Below are 19364 nucleotides of genomic sequence, written 5' to 3' on the forward strand. Positions count from 1 at the left end.
CGATCTGGACCCGGATACGTTGCTGTTCACCGAACCCTTGCCGCCGGCCACCGCGAGCAAGGTGGAGTGCTTGACCGACCGCGCCCTGCAGTTGCTCGTGCTGCCGTCGGTGCCGCTCAATATCAATCAATTCACCGCCCTCAGCCTCAAGGACGAGCCGACGCGCCGTTTGCCGTTCACAGCGCTGGAAGCACTGCAGCGAGTTGTCGCACTCAAGTTGTTCGAGCGCCTCAACACCGCTCAGACCGAGTACTGGCAGACCCTTGCCACGGGTTCCTGGCAGACCCGCGAGGAGCGCTGGGTGGAACTCCACAGGCAATTGTTCGCCGACCGGGCGCTGGTGGCGCGGCAATTGGACGAGCTGTCCAGCGCTGGTGCGGTCATGGTCCAGGCCCTGGTGGACGCACCGACCGCCGAAGCCCGCCAACGTGCGGGGCAGCAGTGGGCCAGCGTACAGGCCTGCCAATTGATGTGGCCGGGAGTGGGGCCGCGACTGATGCCCATCCCCAGTGCGTTGCATCTCTACCGGCAAGGCGACCCGGTGGGCATGCCCCATGTAATGTATCTGCCGGGGCTGAATCGCCCCTTTTACGAGTATCCGTCCTTTGCTCAGTTGCAGTGCGGCCTGGTCGCGCTGATCCGCAGCACGTTATTTGACGACCTGTGGCAATGCCTGCCGTTGCGACGTCGACACGAGCTGTGTCAACCCGGCATGGCGTTGACAGCGGCTCGCGGCTCGGCGCTGCATGGCGATGCCTTGGCTCTCAGCGCCCTGGCGATTCGCGACGGGCAATGGGAAAACGAGTTGGCCTGTGCCGTGTCGATCAACCTTGCGCAGGTGTTTTCCGCTGCGCGGCGGCCGGCTGTGACCGATAAGGCGCGGTTTCTCGCCCAGATCGAGCGGGGTCGGCGTCACAGCATCGGCAAGTCGCGCCTGGGGCCAATCCGCCGCGAGCTGTTGGACTGGGACCAGCAGCGTCGCCGTCAGGAAATCAATTTCGCCAGCACGGCGCCGGGCCTGGCGTTGAACACCGTGCAGCAGCAGGTCAAGCGTTATGAGAAGGGCCTGACTGCGCTGCTGGACCCCCACGACCCCGGCCAGGACACCCCGGCCTGGCAGGAATCAGTCACGCTGGAAAACCAACTCAACAGTCACGCTAACGGCCTGCGCACGCTGCTGCACGATGCTCAATTGAAACTGTTCGACGTGGCGTTCTGGGCCGCGCGCGCCGACGGTACGGCCCGGCGGGTGGCATGCTTTATCGCTGTCTGGCGCGAGCTGCTGCGTGACGAGGTTCAGTTGCAGCATCGACTGCGCTTGCTGCGCACGCCCCATCGCGATCTGCTGCTTGAGGTGCTGGACGCTCCGCTGACCCGTCAGCGTGAGGGCAGCCAAGCCCGGGTGCTGTCGGTGCGAGTGGGCGGCGAGCCGCTGCATAGTCTGTTTGTGGTGACCGAGGCGGCGGCCCTCGACGATCCGCAGCGACGTGCGCCGGTGCTGTTGTGCGCGTTCGGACAGGAGGGTGGGGTGGCGAGCTTTGCTCGTCTCGACGCGCTCACCGAGGGGGTCAAGGCCAGTTTTGCCAGCCGTGACGCCTCACTGATGTGGCAGTACGTCGATCGTCAGCACCGTGGTGCGGTGCGCGCAGCGGTGGCCGGGCAGACTCTGGCCGTGAGCTATGCCCCCATCGACGGCGACCCGCTGCTGTTCGCGCTCAAGCAACTGCTCAAGGGCTATATGCGCGTGTACCGAGGGATCGGGCGCACTCCCCCGGTATTCAGTGAAGTCAGCGATGTGCACCTGAGCGGTCTGTTGCTGGCCCAAGAGCTGGCAAAGCACCTAACGGCGCCGGCCAGCGCAGCGCGGGGTCGGGCGCGGGCCCATGTTGATGTGGTGCGCCAGGCGATGGGCGCGCAGCCCACACTGCCGGCGTGGCTGAAAGAGGCGTCGGCCGCGCAGCTCGACCGATTCAGACGCCTGCAAGGCCACTACCTGAGCAGCACTTTTGCCCTGCAGGCACGTCTGGAACAACGTCTGCCGGATTTACCCAGCTTCGCCCGCCGCGTACTGATTGCCCGTTTACGCGAGGACGGCCTCCCTCCGGCGGTGGACATCGACACGCCGTTTATCGAAATGCCAGACCATGTCGACGGTCGTTTCTGTAGTGCAGATGCCACCTGCAGTGTGGGCGATCGCAAGGAAATCCTCACTCCCAGCACCGGGCGCACTCAGTTCACTTTGCTGCAACTGGCGCTGCATAACCTCGATCCCCAGATGTTGCCCACTTGGTGGCGATTTAAATATGCGCAGTACCTGAAGCCCGAATGGAAGGGGCTGCTGAGTCCGCCCTACCTGATCGCCATGGTCTCCTCGCTGGATATCGGCGGTCAGTATGAGGCGCTGATCAATGGAGTGTTTTACCCGCGCGACGAGGCGCCACGGCGCTTGACTGAGGGGCGCGTGCCCACCTTGCTCAGGCGCGCGCTGGTCACAGGCGCTGACGCGCACCTGTATTCGGCGACTCAACAGGGGCTGACGTCCAGCGCTCAGCGCCTGTTCAGCCTGTCCATGGCGGCGCGCACGCCGAACGACCTGCGCCAGCAGGGCTATCACCTGCAACTGTATGTGGTGCATCTGGTGGGCCACACGTTGCAGCACGATCGCTACATTGCCGGCATCGTGGTGATTCACGACCTGCTGTCCCAAGGCTGCGTGGTTTACTGGCCCGCTGCGCCGGATGGCAATGCCATCAGTGAGCACAGCAGCCTGCAACTGGCGCGGGAATATCTGAATCGCATTGGCGCAGTACCGCCTAATACCAAAGCCTTGGCGCGGCACATCGCACCCGGCTGGGCATTCGAAGCCATCGCGCACACGCCTGACGAAGCCTGCGCGCAGCCGCCGCAGTTCCAGGCGGTGTATCTGTTGCCGGGGTACGTCATGTTGCAAGGGCTCTGGCGCGGCGCCGAGTTTGTGCGCTCGTTCAGTGTCAAGCATCAGGAGCCGACGGCGCTGGCCGCGGAAGCCGAAGCGCAGACCCTTGAGCAGATCGCCAGCGATCCCTTGAACTGGTTGGCATTGGTGCCCACCTCCCAGTGCGATGCCCAGGCCCTGTTGTACCAGGCGCGGGTGCTTGAACTGCATCGTCAGGCCCAGGCCGGCAGCCACTCCGGTAAAACCCTGGAAAAGTACCGCACCCAACGCTTGCAAGCGGAAAAAGACCGCCGCGACCGGGCATTGCTGTCGCTTTTCGTGCCCTGGTTCGGCTTGGTGAACCAGCTCTACGAGGTGTTGTTGGCGGCACGGCGTTATCACCATAGCGGTGACCCACGGGATGCGGTGGATGTGGCATTTGGCGCGGTATTCCTGCTGGTGGATCTGATACTGAGCGTTATGCCTGGGCCAAAAGCGCGCAAGGGCGTACCGCTACGCTCCATGGGGATAGGTCTGAACCGCCTGCATCGCACCACGCTCGTCGAGGTTGGCCGGTTGCCTCGGCTGGGCCGGTCGGCTTCTCCCGCTGGTCAGCTCAAACTGCTGGAGCGATTCAAGAAACCGGGCGTGCCAGCCGACGCCGTGCCGCTCAGTGGGCCCGGCGAAAAAGGCCTGTACGTCAAACACGGTGAGCCATTCATGTTGGTAGGCGAGGACCGTTACCCGGTTTACCGACGCGGCGACGAGCAGTTTTTGCGCCTGAAAAACCAGGACGCGCCGGGCCAGGATGAACTGATCCTGACGATTCACGCGCCCGGTGAATGGCTGCTGGGTGCGGACGCTCCGGTGGCCGGCCCCAGCTCTGGGGTGCTCAATCCGTGGCGGTCTGACACGCCGGTCGCCTGGTCGCCACCGGCGCGCGGCGCCACCGAAACCGCCGTGCGTCAATCGCCGGGCTCTCAGGTGGAGTGGCGCGATTGGCATGCCAATATCGTTGCGCAGTTGCCGGAAGCGCCGTCTGGGCATGGGGTGTTTCTGGTGCCGATGCAGCCTGAAGTCGCGTTGCCCCATCTGCCGTTCAGGTCGGTTTCTTCTTCACCGTCGTTGCAGGAGCGTAACTACTACGTAGTCAGGATCGACGGCCACTACTACCGGTTGCTGCCCCAGGGCAGCAACGCGCCCCTCGACCAGATTATTTTCCTGACGAAAGACAACCCACTTTTCTCTCGGGCTGTCGACGATATCGAGCGTTGGCTCAACAGCCAGCTCCACGAGCAACCGATTCCGGCGACCCTGAACGCCGAAAAGCGTTGGCAACTGCATCGCCCGTTGTTCGACCGCCCGCTGGAGCAATCCGTGGCCCAGGTGTTTCCCGGCATGACCCTGGCCAGCCGACGTTTCGCCGGCCAGCGCTTGATCGAACTGGCGGACACCGGCCGCACGGCGTCGGCCACGCACCTGTTGAACGTGCGCGCAACCCTGGACGGCTGGATTGCGGCCGGGGGCCAGACCGACGACCTGTTCAAACTCCTGCGCCCGGCCGAACCCTCGGGCAAACACGCCTTTTTCATTGGGTTCGAAGGCAAGGCGCCTGGCTTCTCGCGCGTGGATTTCCAGCCGCCCACCCCCTTGGCGGCGTCACTCAAGGCGCCTGTTTCCGCGTCGCTCGGTGTGTTGCAGAAGAAGCAGGCAAAGGATGTGCTCTTGCGGGAGCGAGGCCAGGCGCAGCAGGCCGCAATCAGACAAGTGTTGGAGGCACAAGGCTTTGTGCTCAGGTCGATGAAGAAAACCCATGGCGGGCGGGAGCATTTCGTGTGGGTGTGTACCCATGAGCGCTCCGACAACGTGTATTACCTGTCGACCCAATGGCTTGAATCAGGCAGCGTTGCGGGCGTTCCCAGATTGTCGAAGGAATCGGTCGCCAAACAGCTGACCCTTCATCCGACGTCAGAGGTGCATCGTCTGGTCAACGATGCAATGGGCAGTGAGCGCTTGGTGACGATGGTGGGGGGCATTCAGTGGCCGGTCAAAGGCAACCTTCCCCCCACCGTGTATTTCATCAAGCCTCAGCTTACTAGCCCTTGAGCAGGGAGACCGCGCCGGCACCGCCAAACAGCCCGGCGCTGAAGCGGTTGAACCAGCTCTGGCCCTTGCCGGTGCGCAGGTAGCGCGCCGCGCCATGGGCGCCGAGGCCGTAGGCCAGCTTGCAGAGCAAGTCGAGTACGGTCCAGGTGGCGATCATGATCAGCAATTGCGGCAGGAACGCCTGCTGGCTGCTGAGAAACTGCGGCAGGAAGGCGGCGAAAAACAGGATGTCCTTGGGGTTGCTGGCGCCCAGCACAAAGGCTCGCCCGAACAACGCGCGAAAACGCGGCACCGGCACCGCGTCCGGCACCACCGCGCCTTGGGACGGCAGGCGCGATTGCTGCCAGCTTTGCCAGGCCAGGTAGAACAGGTACAGCGCGCCGACGATTTTCAATGCGCTGAACAATTGCTCGGACGCCAGCAGCAGCGCCCCCAGACCCAGCGCCGAGGCACTGAGCAGGCAGATCGAGGCGAACACCCCGCCCAGAAACGCCGGATACGAGCGGCGCAGGCCGTAGTTGAGGCTGTTGCTGATCATCAGCAGTGACAGCGGGCCTGGAATCAGGATCACGATCAAGGCAGCGCCGCTGAACAGCAGCCAGGTTTCCACGCTCATTACATTCCTCCCTTCATGCAAAAGCCCCACCCGAAGGTGAGGCGGTTATCGCCGTTTGCCTGGGTCACAGGAAAACGAATTTGGCGATGAAAATCGCGCACAGCACCCACAGGCTGATGGATATCTCACGGTATTTGCCGGTGCCGGCCTTGAGTGCCACATACGTGATAAAACCCAGGGCGATGCCGTCAGCCACAGAAAACGTCAGCGGCATCATGATCGCCGTGACAATCGCCGGGATGCTGTCGGTGGCTTCGTCCCAGTTGATATGGGCCATGCTTGCCATCATCAGCATCGCGACATAGATCAGCGCGCCGGCCGTGGCGTAGGCCGGAATCATGCCGGCCAGTGGCGCAAAAAACATCGCCGCCACAAACAGCACGCCCACGGTCACGGCGGTCAATCCGGTGCGCCCACCGGCGGCCACGCCGGCAGCGCTTTCCACGTAACTGGTCACTGGCGGCACACCGACCATGGCCCCAAACACGCTGGAGGCGCTGTCGGCCTTGAGGGCGCGGGACAGGTTATCGATCTTGCCGTCGGCATTCACCAGCCCGGCCCGTTGCGCGACGCCCATCAAGGTGCCCGCGGTGTCGAACATGTGCACAAACAGAAAGGCGAACACCACGCTGATCATGCTGACGTTGAATACGCCTTTGACGTCCATCGCCATCCAGGTCGGCGCCAGGCTCGGCGGGGTGGACAGGATGCCGTTGTAATGCACCAGGCCCAGGCCCCAGCCGGCCAGGGTCACGGCAATGATGCTGATCAGAATCGCGCCGAACACGCGGTGGTAGCTGAGGATCGCAATCAGCAAAAAGCACACCGCCGCCAGCAGCGGTGCCGGCTCGTGCAGCGACCCGAGCTTGATCAGGGTGGCCGGGCTGTCGACGATGATGCCGGCGGTTTTCAGGCCGATCACCCCAAGAAACAGACCGACACCGGCGCCCATGGCATGCCGCAGGCTGACCGGGATGCTGTTGAGCAGCCACTCGCGGATGCGCGACAGCGTCAGCAGCATAAACAGCACCCCGGAGATAAACACCGCACCCAGGGCGGTTTCCCAGTGATAGCCCATGGTGCCGACCACGGTGTAGGTGAAAAACGCATTCAGGCCCATGCCCGGCGCCAGGCCCACCGGCCAGTTGGCGTACAGGCCCATCAGCAGGCAACCGAGGGCGGCGGCGATGCAGGTGGCGACAAAGGCCGCACCGTGATCGATGCCGGCATCGGCCATGATGTTGGGGTTAACGAAAATGATGTAGGCCATGGTGATAAAGATGGTGAGGCCGGCGATCAGCTCGGTCTTCACTGTGGTGCCATGCATGCGCAGTTTGAACAGGCGTTCCAGCCAACCGCCTTGGGAGGAGGGTGACAGGTCCAGCGTAGGGGCTTCGGATTTGCGGCTATCCACAGCGAGTACTCCTCAAGCATTTTATTGTTATGGCCAGCGCAGGGCGCTGTGAGGTTACCGGCGGGTTTTGTTGACTAATAGGTCAGGAACTCGCACGAAGCGAATTATGCTTTTGTATACAAAGAAAGCAAATAATGTTTTCCATTTTGTGTGCGAAAGGGATGAAAGGCAAACCTCTAGTTTTTCGCGCTCAGCGCCATATTCACCGCCAGCCAGCCTTTCACCGCCTCTTCACCGGCTTCACTGAAGGCGCGCTGCAGCAACTTCACCTGCTCGCGGCGCAGGGATTGTTCGAACCGCCGACCTTCTTCGCTGAGCTCCAGCAAGCGTTTGCGCTTATCGGTCTGCGACGCCACGCTGTTCACCAAGTGCATCTCCTGCAATTGGCGCAACGGCATGTTCAGCGCCTGCTTGCTCACCCCCAGCAATGCCAGCAACTGCGTCACGCTCAGGGCCGGGTAGCGGGCGATAAAAAACACAATGCGCTGATGGACCCGGCTCAGGCCGCGACGTTCGAGCATTTCATCGGCCTTGGCGGTGAACGCCTGGTAGCCGAAGAAAAATGCTTCCATGGCTTGCTGCTGGCTGTTTGGGTTTTTAAGGTCAATCATGTTGACGTATCCAGGTGAGCTGTCGTAATTTCGGTCAACCAGTTTGACGTATTTCCCACAGTCTTCGCCAGCGGTGACCTTATGGCCTTCTCCGAACGTGTTACGCGCCTTAAAAGCTCCTTGATCCGTGAAATCCTCGCCGCGGCGCAGCGCCCGGAAGTGATGTCGTTCGCCGGCGGGCTGCCGGCCGAAAGCATGCTGCCGGCGTTGAACTGGGATGACATGCCATTGAACATCGGCCAATACGGCATGAGCGAAGGCGAGCCACAGTTGCGTGAATTGCTGGCTGCCGACGCGCGCGCCCTGGGCGTGCCGTGCCAGGCCAGCCAGGTGCTGGTGGTCAGCGGGTCCCAGCAGACCCTGGACCTGGCGGCCAAGCTGTATATCGATCAAGGCACGCCCATCCTGCTCGAAGGCCCGACCTACCTGGCCGCGTTGCAGATCTTCCAGCTGTTCGGCGCCGATTGCCTCACTGTGCCCCTGGAGGACGACGGCCCCGACCTGGCTGCGTTGCGCGCCAAGCTTGAGCGTCATCGCCCGGCGTTCATCTACTTGATCCCCACCTTCCAGAACCCGTCGGCGGTGCGCTATAGCGAGGCCAAGCGCGATGCTGTCGCCGCGTTGCTCGACGAATTCGGCGTGACCCTGATCGAAGACGAACCCTACCGCGAACTGACCTTCGACGGCGCCAGCGCGCGGCCCATCGTCAGCCGCCTGCACAAGGCCAGTTGGATCTACACCGGCACCGTGTCCAAAACCCTGCTGCCGGGCCTGCGCGTCGGTTACCTGATTGCCAGCCCCGACCTGTTCCCGCACCTGCTCAAGCTTAAGCAATCGGCGGATCTGCACACCAATCGCGTGGGCCAGTGGCAGGCGATGCAGTGGATCGGCACGCCGAATTATCAGCAGCACCTGGCTGAACTGCGCCGTTTTTACCGCGAGCGCCGCGATGGGTTTCAGACCGCGCTGGAACGGCATTTCAGCGAACTCGCCGACTGGCAGGTGCCCCAGGGCGGATTATTCTTCTGGCTGACCTTGAAACAGCCGCTCGATACCCGCACTTTGTTGGCGCCCGCGCTCGCTCAGAACGTCGCCTTCATGCCCGGCGAACCGTTCTTTTCCGAGCCGGACCAGCACCTGGGCTCACTGCGGCTCAATTTCAGCCATATCGACCCGTCCCGCCTGGACGAAGGTCTGATGCGTCTGGCCGCAGTGATCCGTCAAGCACAGCACGCGCAAGCGGCATAAGGGGAACCCCATGTACAAGGTTTATGGCGATTACCGCTCGGGCAACTGCTACAAAGTCAAACTGATGCTCAACCTGCTGGGCATCCCGTATGAATGGGTGAATGTCGACATCCTCAACGGCGACACCCAGACCGCCGAATTCCTGGCCAAGAACCCCAACGGCAAAATCCCGGTGCTGGAACTGGAAGACGGCACCTGCCTGTGGGAATCCAACGCGATCCTCAACTTCCTCGCCGACGGCAGTGAGTTTCTGCCCACCGAGCCGCGCTTGCGCACCCAGGTACTGCAATGGCAGTTCTTCGAGCAGTACAGCCACGAGCCTTACATCGCCGTGGCGCGGTTTATCCAGTACTACCTGAACATGCCGGAAGATCGCTTGGAGGAATACAAAACCACCCATAAGGGCGGCTACAAGGCGCTGCGGGTGATGGAACGCCAACTGCAAGCCACGCCATATCTGGTGGGCGAGCAGTATTCGATTGCCGATATCGCGCTGTATGCCTACACCCATGTGGCCCACGAAGGCGGCTTCGATCTGGCGCCGTACCCGGCGGTGCAGGCCTGGCTGGCACGGGTAGCCAGTCATCCCAAGCATGTGGCGATGCTGGACTGATCACTCCATTCAGTTCGATGACGTGTCAGATAACTCATCGCTCAGCAGGTCGAAACAGCGCTGCGCCGCCGGGCTCAGCGTTGTGCCGCTGCGACTGATCAGGCCGATCTCCCGGCTTACCCCGGGATGATCGATGGCGATCCGCTGTAACCCCTCCAAACTGTCCGCCGCCGATTCCGGCAGCACACTGATCCCCAACCCTTGACGCACCAAGGCCAGCACCGTCGACATGTAGTTAGCCTCCATGCCGGCCGTCATGCTCAGCCGCGTCTGGTCGAACAGCGCGTCCACCTGCTCGCGCACACTGCTGTCGCGGCCGGTGAGGATGATCGGCTGGTCCGCCAGTTGCTCCAGGGACAAGCGTGGCAAAGCCGCGAAGGGATGAGCCAGCGGCACAAACGCACACAGGCGGTCATTGAGCACCGGCATGAAATCCAGGCCATGGCTTAAGCGCGCCCGCACGCCGATGCCAAAGTCCACGTCGCCGGCGCGCACCTGGGCATGAATGCGATGGGCCACCACGTCGTGCAGGCGCACGTCGATCCCGGCAAAGCGCTCGCGGAACAGACGCAGCGCCGGGGGCAGGCTACCGGCGCACACCGAGGGCAGGGCGGCAATGGTGACCACGCCCCGGCGCAACGCGGCGAGGTCGCGCGAGCCGGTGACGATGTTATCCAGGTCCAGCAGCAGTTTTTCCATAGGGCCGCGCGCTTCCTGCCCGGCGGGGGTGAGGCTGACGTGGCGCGGGCTGCGGTCGAGCAGAGCGATGCCCAGCCACTCTTCCAGTTGCTGCACTTGTACGGTGAGCGCCGACGGCGAGAGGTTCATTTCGCTGGCGGCCTTGGTAAAGCTGCCGGTGCGCGCGACGGTGAGAAACGCTTGGATATGCTGGATCGAATTTTTCATCGTTTTGTTTTTCCGAACATGCCGGGCTGAATATTCCAATTTACAAAGACTACCGCGCTTCCAATACTCCGTGGAAAACAATAACCGGCCAGCAAAGGCCGCTCTGGAGTCCCCATGCTCGCTACCCTGGGTGTCATTACCATCCTGTGCCTGCTCATTGCCGTCATGAGCAAACGCCTCTCGCCACTGGTGGCCCTGATCGCCTTGCCGATCATCGCCGCGCTGCTCGGTGGGTTCGGCCTGCAAACCAGTGCCTTCATCATCACCGGAATCAAGAACGTCGCGCCTGTTGTGGGGATGTTCGTGTTTGCCATCCTGTTTTTCGGAATCATGACCGACGCAGGCATGCTCGACCCCATCATTGACCGCATCCTGCGCACGGTGGGCACGCGCCCTACACGGATTGTCGTCGGCACCGCGACCCTCGCGCTGCTGGTGCACCTGGACGGCTCCGGTGCGGTGACCTTCCTGGTGACGGTGCCGGCGATGTTGCCGCTCTACACGCGGCTGGGCATCGACAAACGCATCCTCGCGTGTGTGTGCGCCATGGCCGCCGGGGTCAACTTTTTGCCGTGGACCGGCCCGGTACTGCGCTCTTCGGCCGCGCTGCATGTGCCGGTAGCGGACTTGTTCCAACCGCTGATTCCCGTGCAGATCGTGGGGCTGATCTTTGTGTTCGCCTGCGCCTGGTGGCTGGGCCGGCGCGAAGAAAAACGTCTGGGCCTGGGCGCCGGTTCTACGGTAGACGCCGTGCCGCAACGCGTACTCAGCGAGGACGACCTCAAGCTGCGGCGCCCACGGCTGTTCTGGCTCAACCTGATCCTGACCGTGCTGGTGATGGTGGTGATGATTGCCGGTTGGGTCGATCCGGTGGTGATGTTCATGCTCGGCACCGTCGTGGCGCTGTGCATCAATTACCCGAACGTGGACGCCCAGCGTGCGCGCATCGACGCCCATGCGAAAACCGCCTTGACCATGGCCAGTATCCTGCTCGCCGCCGGGGTGTTCACCGGCATCATGCAGGGCACCGGCATGCTCAAGGCCATCGCCGAAGTGGCGGTGGCGCAGATTCCGGCGGGCCACGGCAAGCTAATCCCGGCGGTGGTGGGCTTTATATCCATGCCCCTGAGCATGCTGTTCGACCCCGATTCCTACTATTTCGGCGTGATGCCGGTGATCGCCGAAGTCGGCAAGGCCCTCGGCGTGGACCCCCTGCAAGTGGCCCAGGCCTCGCTGCTGGGCGTGCACACCACCGGTTTCCCGGTCAGCCCGCTGACCCCGGCGACCTTCCTGTTGGTGGGCCTGTGCAAGATCGAACTGGCCGATCACCAGCGCTTCACCATTCCGTTTCTGTTTGCCGCGTCAGTGTTGATGACCCTGACCGCGTTGCTTTTGGGAGTGATCTGACATGAACACCTTGCGCATCGGTTCCGGCGCCGGCTATTCCGGCGACCGCATCGAACCGGCCGTGGAATTGGCCGAGCACGGCGACTTGGATTACCTGGTTTTCGAATGCCTGGCCGAACGCACCATCGCCCTGGCCCAACAAGCGCGCATCAGCGATCCCAAGGGTGGCTACGACCCGCTGCTGGGCGAGCGCATGCGCCGGGTGCTGCCGTTTGTCGGCGCGCAGCCGGGGCGCCGGCGTTTGCGGGTGATCACCAATATGGGCGCGGCCAACCCGCTGTCGGCGGCCGAACACGTACGGTGCATCGCCGCGGAACTGGGCCTGGACCTCAAGGTCGTGGCGGTGGTCGGCGACGACGTATTGCCGCTGCTACGCCCCGAGCAGGTGCTGGACAACGGCCAAACCCTTGCCTCACTCGGCGCGCGAGTGATCTCGGCGAACGCCTACCTGGGTGTCGATGGGATCCTGGAGGCCCTGCGCGCCGAGGCCGATGTGGTGATCACTGGGCGCGTGGCCGACCCGTCGTTGTTCCTTGCGCCGCAGATGTTTGAATTCGGCTGGGCCGCGGACGATTGGCCGCGCCTGGGCCGGGGCACCTTGGTGGGGCACTTGCTCGAATGTGCAGGACAGGTCAGCGGCGGCTATTTCGCCGATCCGGGGTTCAAGGACGTGGAGGATTTGGCGCGGCTCGGCTTCCCTTTGGCCGAGATCGATGCCGAGGGCAGCGCGGTGATCACCAAGGTTGCGGGTTCCGGTGGGCGGGTCAGCCGCGCCACTTGCACCGAGCAATTGATCTATGAGGTGCATGACCCGGAGGCCTATCTCACACCCGACGTGACCGCGGACTTTTCCCAGGTGAGCTTTGTCGACGAGGGTGTGGATCGCGTTCGGGCCCAAGGCGCCGATGGCCGTGGGCGCCCGTCGCAGTTGAAGGTCAGCGTGGGCTATCTGGATGGCTGGATCGGGGAAGGGCAGATGTCCTACGGCGGCCCCGGCGCTGTCGCACGGGCGCAGTTGGCGCGGGATGTGGTGCTCAAGCGTCTTGAATTGATGGGAGTGAAGATGCAGGAGGTACGCGCCGAACTGATCGGTATCGACTCGCTGCACGGTCCGCGCAATAGCGTGGAGCCCTGGGAAGTGCGCCTGCGCGTCGCCGCCCGCTGTGAAGAGCGTAGCGACGCCGTGCGCATCGGCAACGAGGTGGAAACCCTGTACACCAACGGCCCGTCCGGCGGCGGCGGTGCCAGCAAAAGCCTACGCCAGGTGGTGGCGGTGGCCTCGTTGCTGCTGCCCCGTGATGCGGTCAACCCGAGGATTCAGGCATGAAACTGCACACACTGGCCCATTCCCGTACCGGCGATAAGGGCGATACGTCGAATATCTCGATCATTGCTTACCGCGCCGAGGATTACCCAAGGCTGTGCGAACAGCTCACCGCCGAACGGGTCGCCGAGTTTTTCGCCGGGTTGCTCGGCCCGGGCGCCGCACCGGTGCGGCGCTATGAACTGCCCCATGTGCACGCGCTGAACTTCGTGCTGCCGGGGATACTGCGCGGCGGCGTGACCCGCTCGCTGGCCCTGGATGCCCATGGCAAGTGTCTGGGCTCGGCGTTGCTGGATCTGGAGCTCACCCGGCAACGGGGCGGTAAGTCTGTCAGACGGCGGCGAAGCGTTTATCCAGGTAATCGATGATCACCTTGGAGTCGTACATCCAGGTGGTCTGGCCGTTTTCTTCGATACGCAGGCACGGCACCTTGATCTTGCCGCCTTGCTCCAGCAGGGTCTGACGGTCCTGCTCATTGTTCTTCGCGTCCTTCAGCGCTACCGGCACATTCAGGCGATGCAGAGTGCGGCGGGTCTTCACGCAGAACGGGCAGGCGTGGAACTGATACAGGGTCAGGCCCTTGGCCGCTTCGTTGACCTGCGCCTGTTGCTCGGCGGGGCGCTGCTTTTTACGGGGACGGGTCAGTAAATCGCCCGCGATGATGACGTGGCCGAGGCCCACTCGAAGTGCTTTGACGAACATGGCTGAAACCTCTTGCCCAACACAGAAGGGGCCGCAGCTTACCTGATTTGTGCAGGCGAAAAAAAACCGGCGATGAACGCCGGTCTTTTCCTACGCAGCCGCTTACTTGATCAGGCTGAGAAATTCGCTGCGGGTGGCTGCGTTTTCGCGGAATTCACCGAGCATCACCGAAGTGATCATCGACGAATTCTGCTTTTCCACGCCGCGCATCATCATGCACATGTGCTTGGCCTCGATCACCACCGCCACGCCCAGTGCGCCGGTCACCTGCAGCACGGCATCGGCAATCTGGCGGCTGAGGTTTTCCTGGATCTGCAGGCGACGCGCATACATATCGACGATCCGCGCCACTTTGGACAGGCCCAACACCTTGCCGCTCGGGATATAGGCCACATGGGCCTTGCCGATGAACGGCAGCAGGTGGTGTTCGCACAGCGAATACAACTCGATGTCCTTGACCAGCACCATTTCGCTGTTGTCGGAACTGAACAAGGCACCATTGGTGACTTCTTCGAGCGTCTGTTCATAACCGCGGCAAAGGTATTGCATCGCCTTGGCGGCACGCTTGGGCGTGTCGAGCAGGCCCTCGCGGGAAACGTCCTCGCCGAGTTGGCCGAGGATCGCGGTGTAATTCTGTTCCAGGGACATGAAACTACCTGTGGGATTTTCGCAAAGCGCAAGGTTACGGTGGCGGGCACATCGCTGCAAGCACGACGATGGCACTGTTTACTCGTCACGCCCTTCCATCATGGTCCGCTTGAGCATCACATACACCGCCCCCGCGCCGCCGTGGCGGGCCTGGCAGGAGGTGAAGCCGAGTACTTGTGTGTGCTGACGCAGCCAGGTATTGACGTGGCTCTTGATCATTGGCCGCTTGCCGTCGAGCCGCACGGCTTTGCCATGGGTAACGCGCACGCAGCGGATTTCGAACTTGGTGGCTTCGGCGAGAAAGGCCCATAAGGTTTCCCGGGCTTTTTCCACGGTCATGCCGTGCAGGTCGAGGCTGCCTTCGAAAGGGATCTGGCCGGCCTTGAGCTTGCGCATCTGGCTTTCCTGCACGCCGTCGCGGGCCCACATCAGCTCGTCTTCGGGGCCGACGTCGATGACGAACTGGTCCGACAGGCCATCCACGGTGGTGGCGTCGGTGCGCACGGTCGCGGCCTGACGCAGTTTGGCGATCTGCGCGCGATCGGTCTTGGGTTTACCGGTGTCGGCACGGTCATGCTTGATCGGCTTGACGCCGCGCAGCTCGTTTTTGAACAGGGAAAAATCGTCGTCTTGCATGTCAGCCTCCGCGAAGGGCGGGCAGTTTACCTAAATCGCGGCGGCCGGGCGCAGGAAACGCTATCCAAGCGCCACTAGTCGTGCTTCTTCATCAGGTGTGAGGCAATGTTCAACGACAGCGGCTGCCGCATGCGGCGTCGGCTGCGGCGCCACAACCACACACCCAACCACAGCACCAGCAGGCCAATGCCCAACAGCAAGGCAGAACCGCCCGGGCTGGCATTCAGTTCGCCCAGGGCCGGCGAATGGCCAAACAGACCAGCACCACCGGCGCCCGCCAACAGCACACCTACAATCGCCAGCAGCGCGGCAATGCCGGCCACCAAGCGCAGACGCCAATTGCTCGGGCCCTTGGGGCGCAAGCGACGAGCGTCAAAACCATCGGATATCTTCATCCCGACCTTTCCTCCAGGGTATCGGCCCTTCGACCGGAAGATACCCGGCTTGTTCCGGGGGCAGGGGTAATTGCGCCAAATGAAAGGGCTTAGCGGATGAGCGGGGCAATAAACCCGCCGCTCATCCCGGCGGCGATCAGATCAGATCTTTGGTCAAAGCGAGGGTGGCGAAGTTGTCGGCCATGATGGCCATTTCGGTTTGCTGCACCTGCTCGGCGCTCAGCACGCCGCCTTTGTACGGCAGGTCGCGGGTGGCGCAGGCGTCTTCCACCAGGGTGCAGCGAAAGCCCAGGTTCTTGGCGGCGCGCACCGTGGTGCTGACGCTGGAGTGGCTCATGAACCCGCAGACGATCAGATCCAGGGAACCCAGGTTCTGCAGGCAGTCGAGCAGTTCGGTGCCGTGGAACGCGCTGGGCAGCAGCTTGCCAATAATGGTTTCGTCAGCGCTGGGTTCCAGGCCCGGGATGAATTCACCGCGCTCACCTTGTGGGTCGAACAGGCCGCCGACGGTACCCAGGTGACGTACATGCACGATAGGGCGCCCGGCTTCCCGCGCCGCGGCGACCAATTGCTTGATATTGGCCACGGCCGCGTCCATGCCCGAGAGGGCGAGCGGGCCGCTGAGGTATTCCTTCTGGGCGTCGATGATCACAAGGGTCGCATGGCTGAGATTGGCAGCTGCGTAACCACGACCGCTGAGTTGAAACATCGTCTTTGGAACGGACATTCTGGGGCTCCTGTGAGGGGGGCGTTTGCGACATTGTCCACTGGCTGAGCGCTTCTGTGAATCGCTACGATCGTAAGGTACGCCGTTGCTGGCGTGCAGCGATGTCAAGGGGTGGGCGTGTGGGGCGCAATACTGGCAATTTGGATGAAAACCGACGTACGGCGCCAGGTTTTTCGTACATCGTCGGTACAGGCGAAGGCTGTTAGAATCGCCAGTCGTTTTTTCCAGGAGTCTGCCCCGTGATCACTTCCCGCCTGCGCACCTTGCGCGACCATATCCGTTGGGCTGTCAGCCGTTTCCATGGGGAAGACCTGTTTTTCGGGCATGGCACCGACAATGCCTGGGACGAAGCCCGCCAGTTGGTACTCGGCGCCTTGCACCTGCCTTGGGAAATGGCCGACAGCTACCTGGACTGCAACCTCGAAGAAGAGGAAATCTCCCACGTACAGCGCCTGCTGCATCGTCGCATCCATGAGCGCGTGCCCACCGCTTACCTGCTGGGTGAGGCGTGGTTCTGCGGCATGTCGTTTATCGTCGATGAACGCGTGCTGATCCCGCGATCACCGATTGGCGAACTGATCGAAAACCGCTTCGAACCCTGGCTGGCCCAACCGCCGGCGCGCATTCTCGACCTGTGCACCGGCTCCGGGTGCATCGGCATCGCCTGCGCTTACGAATTCCAGGACGCCGAAGTGGTGTTGGGGGATCTGTCCTTTGAAGCCCTGGAAGTGGCCAACCAGAACATCGAGCGTCATGGCGTCGACGAGCGCGTGTACACCGTGCAGGGCGACGGCTTCGACGGCCTGCCGGGCCAGCGGTTCGACCTGATCGTCTCCAACCCGCCGTATGTGGACGCCGAGGATTTTGCCGACATGCCGGACGAGTACCAGCACGAACCCGAGCTGGGCCTGGCCTGTGGCGACGACGGCCTGAATTTGGTGCGACGCATGTTGGCCGAGGCGGCGGACCACCTTACGGAGAAAGGCCTGTTGATCGTCGAGGTCGGTAACAGCCAAGTTCACGTCGAAACGTTGTACCCGGAGGTGGATTTCGCCTGGCTGGAGTTCCAGCGTGGCGGGCACGGTGTGTTTATGTTGACCGCCGAACAGTGCCGCGCCCATCAAGCGGTGTTTGCTGCCAAGGTGTAACAGGAACACCGTTAAAAAATGTGGGAGGGAGCCTCCTCCCACATCGATCGCCTTTCAAACGGCTATCGGTGCGTCGCAATCCAGATCAACAACCCCGCCTGAAACACCGTAAACGCCACCAGGCAGGTAATCGTAAAGCGCAAGCCGCTGTCTTCGCGCTTGAACTTGGTGACCTTTTCTTCTTCCTTGCGCAGCTTCACTTCCTGTTCCAGCAGATTCTGCTCGGCCTGCTGCAGCATTTGTGCGGCTTCGAGGATTTCCACGAACTGCACCTTCTCGGTGTTCCAACTGTCCAGCACCGCGCTGACCTTACCGGGCTGTACGTTGCCTTTGAGGTGCTGCACATCGGCGTAGGCCACATCGAAACCCTGGATGCGCAAAAAGTGATCGCGGCGCAGGCGCGTCGATTCGTTGAGGGCGTCCTTGTTGGACAGGTCGACGCCATCGACGCGGTAATGGGACCAGTGCTTTTTCGCCCAAGCCGCGGCCTGGGCCACCAGGAATCGACCGATGCCACGGTTGGGCGGCTCGATTTCCAGGCTGTTGCCGGGGCCAAAATGCACGCGATGTTTATCGTGGTCGACCCACACATCCAAATGGTTCTGCTCGCGGCGCACGCGCTGACCGGGCAATTGGATGACCATGCGCAAAAGACTGTGGTGTTTGTCGTTGCGCTCGGCATAGCCGAACTGCACAAACCGCAACGGCCGCGCACCGGTGGCGCGGTCGGTGGCCAGGGGAGCCAGGCGCAGCATCTTGAAATGTTCGGCTTGAACGTCCGCCCATGGCAAAGGCGCCGTGTCGGCGGCCTCGGGTGTTGCGGCCGAGGTGTCGGCGGTCGGTTCGGGTAGTGCTTCTGTGGTTGTCATGCGGTGCGATCCTGTCCAGGCCCAGCGAGTCGACGGTCTTTTTACTGGCGACCCTGGGCTTATCGGCCGGATTTGCCAGGACTGGAGGCCATTTGTTGCTTAACGGGGTTGAAGTCCGTCGATAAAGCTCACGATGCGCTTGCCCAATTCAGCGGCAAGGGGCAATTGCGGGTCGTTGTAGGACGCCAGCTGCTGTTTCACTTCCTTGGGCACGATGCGCATCACATGATTCATGCCGTCGATCACCACCAGTTGCGCGTCGGGCTTGGCCTGCTTGAGTTGCCGTGCATCGTCCACGCCCACTTGGATATCGTGGGTGCCCTGGATAATCAGCGCCGGCATGTTCAGCTTGGCGAACGCGGCCGATGGATCGGCGCGGAATAGGCTGATCAGATACGGCTGCACACTGGGTCGGAAAATGCCTTGCAGCGGGCCAGGCACATCGGCGTCCACCTGGCCGGCCTTGAGGTGATCGAGGATTTCATTGCTGCGTAACAACAGGGCAGGGGGCAGGTGATCCGCCAGTTGCTGGCGGATCACTTGATCCACCGGGCGCGCGCTGCCGGACAGGGAAATCACCCCGGCAGGCTGCAACTGCGGCGCGGCCAGCGCGGCCACCAGTGCACCTTCACTATGGCCCAGTACGATCAATGGGCCCATGCGCTTATCGGCCTTGAGCAGGTTGCCCCACGCCACCGCGTCGGCGACGTAGGCATCCAGGGTCAGGTTGCGTTCGTCCGGGGTAGCGGCCAGGCTGGCGGCCACGCCGCGCTTGTCGTAGCGCACGCTGGCGATATTGTGCCGGGCCAACACCCAGGCCAAGCGCTTGAGGCTGTCGTTGCGCGCGCCGTCGGCGCTGTTGCCGTTGCGGTCGGTGGGGCCGGAACCGGCGATGATCAATACCACTGGCACGGGGCTGTCGGACTGCGGCAGCAACAACGAGCCGAATAGCTTGCCACTGCCGGTGTCGAGGCTGATGGGCCGTTGTAGGACAACAGGGGACGCGGCGTGGGCCAGGGTGGTCAAGAGGGTGAGGGTGAACAGCAAAACTCGCAGCATCATCGCGCCATCATCAGGGAA

At 62.7% G+C, this 19364-nt stretch carries 18 protein-coding genes; 7 read left to right on the top strand and 11 right to left on the bottom strand.

Annotation, left to right across the window (positions count from 1 at the left end):
- Positions 1–19 precede the first annotated feature (19 nt).
- Entirely contained in the window at positions 20–5020 is a 5001-nt protein-coding gene (locus K1567_RS25170) for a dermonecrotic toxin domain-containing protein (RefSeq protein WP_259445026.1), read from the top strand.
- Here K1567_RS25170 and K1567_RS25175 read toward each other — a convergent pair.
- The 3 genes from K1567_RS25175 to K1567_RS25185 form a co-directional block, all read right to left on the bottom strand.
- Positions 5010–5636: a LysE family translocator gene (locus K1567_RS25175; protein ID WP_034138799.1), complete on the bottom strand. Its 627-nt coding sequence runs from the start codon at positions 5634–5636 to the stop codon at positions 5010–5012. The genes K1567_RS25170 and K1567_RS25175 overlap by 11 nt on opposite strands.
- 64 nt (positions 5637–5700) lie before the next feature.
- Entirely contained in the window at positions 5701–6963 is a 1263-nt protein-coding gene (locus K1567_RS25180; protein ID WP_405046005.1) for an NCS2 family permease, read from the bottom strand.
- A 263-nt stretch (positions 6964–7226) separates the two neighbouring features.
- Positions 7227–7661, bottom strand: a complete 435-nt coding sequence (locus tag K1567_RS25185; RefSeq protein WP_047881338.1) for a MarR family winged helix-turn-helix transcriptional regulator — start codon at positions 7659–7661, stop codon at positions 7227–7229.
- Positions 7662–7742: 81 nt separating this feature from the next.
- Here K1567_RS25185 and K1567_RS25190 point away from each other — a divergent pair, with 81 nt between their 5' ends.
- On the top strand, positions 7743–8909 hold the full coding sequence (locus tag K1567_RS25190; RefSeq protein ID WP_220698961.1) for a PLP-dependent aminotransferase family protein: 1167 nt from the start codon (positions 7743–7745) through the stop codon (positions 8907–8909).
- Positions 8910–8919: 10 nt separating this feature from the next.
- Positions 8920–9522, top strand: coding sequence for a glutathione S-transferase family protein (locus tag K1567_RS25195; RefSeq protein WP_034099363.1), 603 nt, complete (start codon positions 8920–8922; stop codon positions 9520–9522).
- 9 nt (positions 9523–9531) lie between these two features.
- On the opposite strand, the gene K1567_RS25200 is transcribed toward K1567_RS25195, so the two are convergent.
- A complete protein-coding gene (locus tag K1567_RS25200; RefSeq protein ID WP_220698962.1) occupies positions 9532–10428 on the bottom strand; it encodes a LysR family transcriptional regulator in 897 nt (298 codons plus the stop codon).
- 114 nt (positions 10429–10542) lie between these two features.
- Between K1567_RS25200 and K1567_RS25205 the strand changes: the two genes are divergently transcribed.
- Genes K1567_RS25205 through K1567_RS25215 form a run of 3 tightly spaced genes read left to right on the top strand, consistent with a single transcriptional unit; the run spans position 10543 to position 13527 of the window.
- Positions 10543–11835: a CitMHS family transporter gene (locus K1567_RS25205; RefSeq protein WP_034099360.1), complete on the top strand. Its 1293-nt coding sequence runs from the start codon at positions 10543–10545 to the stop codon at positions 11833–11835.
- Between the two features lies 1 nt (position 11836).
- Positions 11837–13162 (top strand): acyclic terpene utilization AtuA family protein, encoded by a 1326-nt coding sequence (locus K1567_RS25210; protein ID WP_220698963.1) that lies wholly within the window; start codon positions 11837–11839, stop codon positions 13160–13162.
- On the top strand, positions 13159–13527 hold the full coding sequence (locus K1567_RS25215; RefSeq protein WP_259445027.1) for a hypothetical protein: 369 nt from the start codon (positions 13159–13161) through the stop codon (positions 13525–13527). The genes K1567_RS25210 and K1567_RS25215 overlap by 4 nt, the downstream gene beginning before the upstream one ends.
- On the opposite strand, the gene K1567_RS25220 is transcribed toward K1567_RS25215, so the two are convergent.
- The 5 genes from K1567_RS25220 to K1567_RS25240 form a co-directional block, all read right to left on the bottom strand.
- Positions 13490–13861 (bottom strand): glutathione S-transferase N-terminal domain-containing protein, encoded by a 372-nt coding sequence (locus K1567_RS25220; protein WP_034114659.1) that lies wholly within the window; start codon positions 13859–13861, stop codon positions 13490–13492. The genes K1567_RS25215 and K1567_RS25220 overlap by 38 nt on opposite strands.
- Positions 13862–13963: 102 nt before the next feature.
- The gene (gene folE, locus K1567_RS25225) at positions 13964–14509 is read right to left on the bottom strand and encodes a GTP cyclohydrolase I FolE (RefSeq protein WP_003236739.1); all 546 of its coding nucleotides are present in this window, start codon (positions 14507–14509) and stop codon (positions 13964–13966) included.
- A 78-nt stretch (positions 14510–14587) separates the two neighbouring features.
- Positions 14588–15145, bottom strand: coding sequence for a Smr/MutS family protein (locus K1567_RS25230; protein ID WP_034114655.1), 558 nt, complete (start codon positions 15143–15145; stop codon positions 14588–14590).
- A 74-nt stretch (positions 15146–15219) separates the two neighbouring features.
- Complete coding sequence (locus K1567_RS25235; protein WP_034099345.1) at positions 15220–15540, bottom strand: hypothetical protein; 321 nt, start codon at positions 15538–15540, stop codon at positions 15220–15222.
- A gap of 136 nt (positions 15541–15676) precedes the next feature.
- Positions 15677–16267 carry a cysteine hydrolase family protein gene (locus K1567_RS25240; RefSeq protein WP_034099343.1) on the bottom strand — a complete coding sequence of 197 codons (591 nt, stop codon included), beginning with the start codon at positions 16265–16267 and terminating at the stop codon, positions 15677–15679.
- 239 nt (positions 16268–16506) lie between these two features.
- Between K1567_RS25240 and prmB the strand changes: the two genes are divergently transcribed.
- A complete protein-coding gene (prmB, locus tag K1567_RS25245; RefSeq protein ID WP_047881342.1) occupies positions 16507–17415 on the top strand; it encodes a 50S ribosomal protein L3 N(5)-glutamine methyltransferase in 909 nt (302 codons plus the stop codon).
- A gap of 62 nt (positions 17416–17477) precedes the next feature.
- On the opposite strand, the gene K1567_RS25250 is transcribed toward prmB, so the two are convergent.
- Together K1567_RS25250 and K1567_RS25255 are read right to left on the bottom strand one after the other, a co-directional pair.
- Positions 17478–18284 (bottom strand): hypothetical protein, encoded by an 807-nt coding sequence (locus K1567_RS25250; protein WP_034099339.1) that lies wholly within the window; start codon positions 18282–18284, stop codon positions 17478–17480.
- A 99-nt stretch (positions 18285–18383) separates the two neighbouring features.
- The gene (locus K1567_RS25255; protein ID WP_034114650.1) at positions 18384–19346 is read right to left on the bottom strand and encodes an alpha/beta hydrolase; all 963 of its coding nucleotides are present in this window, start codon (positions 19344–19346) and stop codon (positions 18384–18386) included.
- Positions 19347–19364 lie beyond the last annotated feature (18 nt).

The sequence above is a fragment of the Pseudomonas sp. S5F11 genome (assembly GCF_019641515.1).
GTDB classification, from domain to species: domain Bacteria; phylum Pseudomonadota; class Gammaproteobacteria; order Pseudomonadales; family Pseudomonadaceae; genus Aquipseudomonas; species Aquipseudomonas rhodesiae.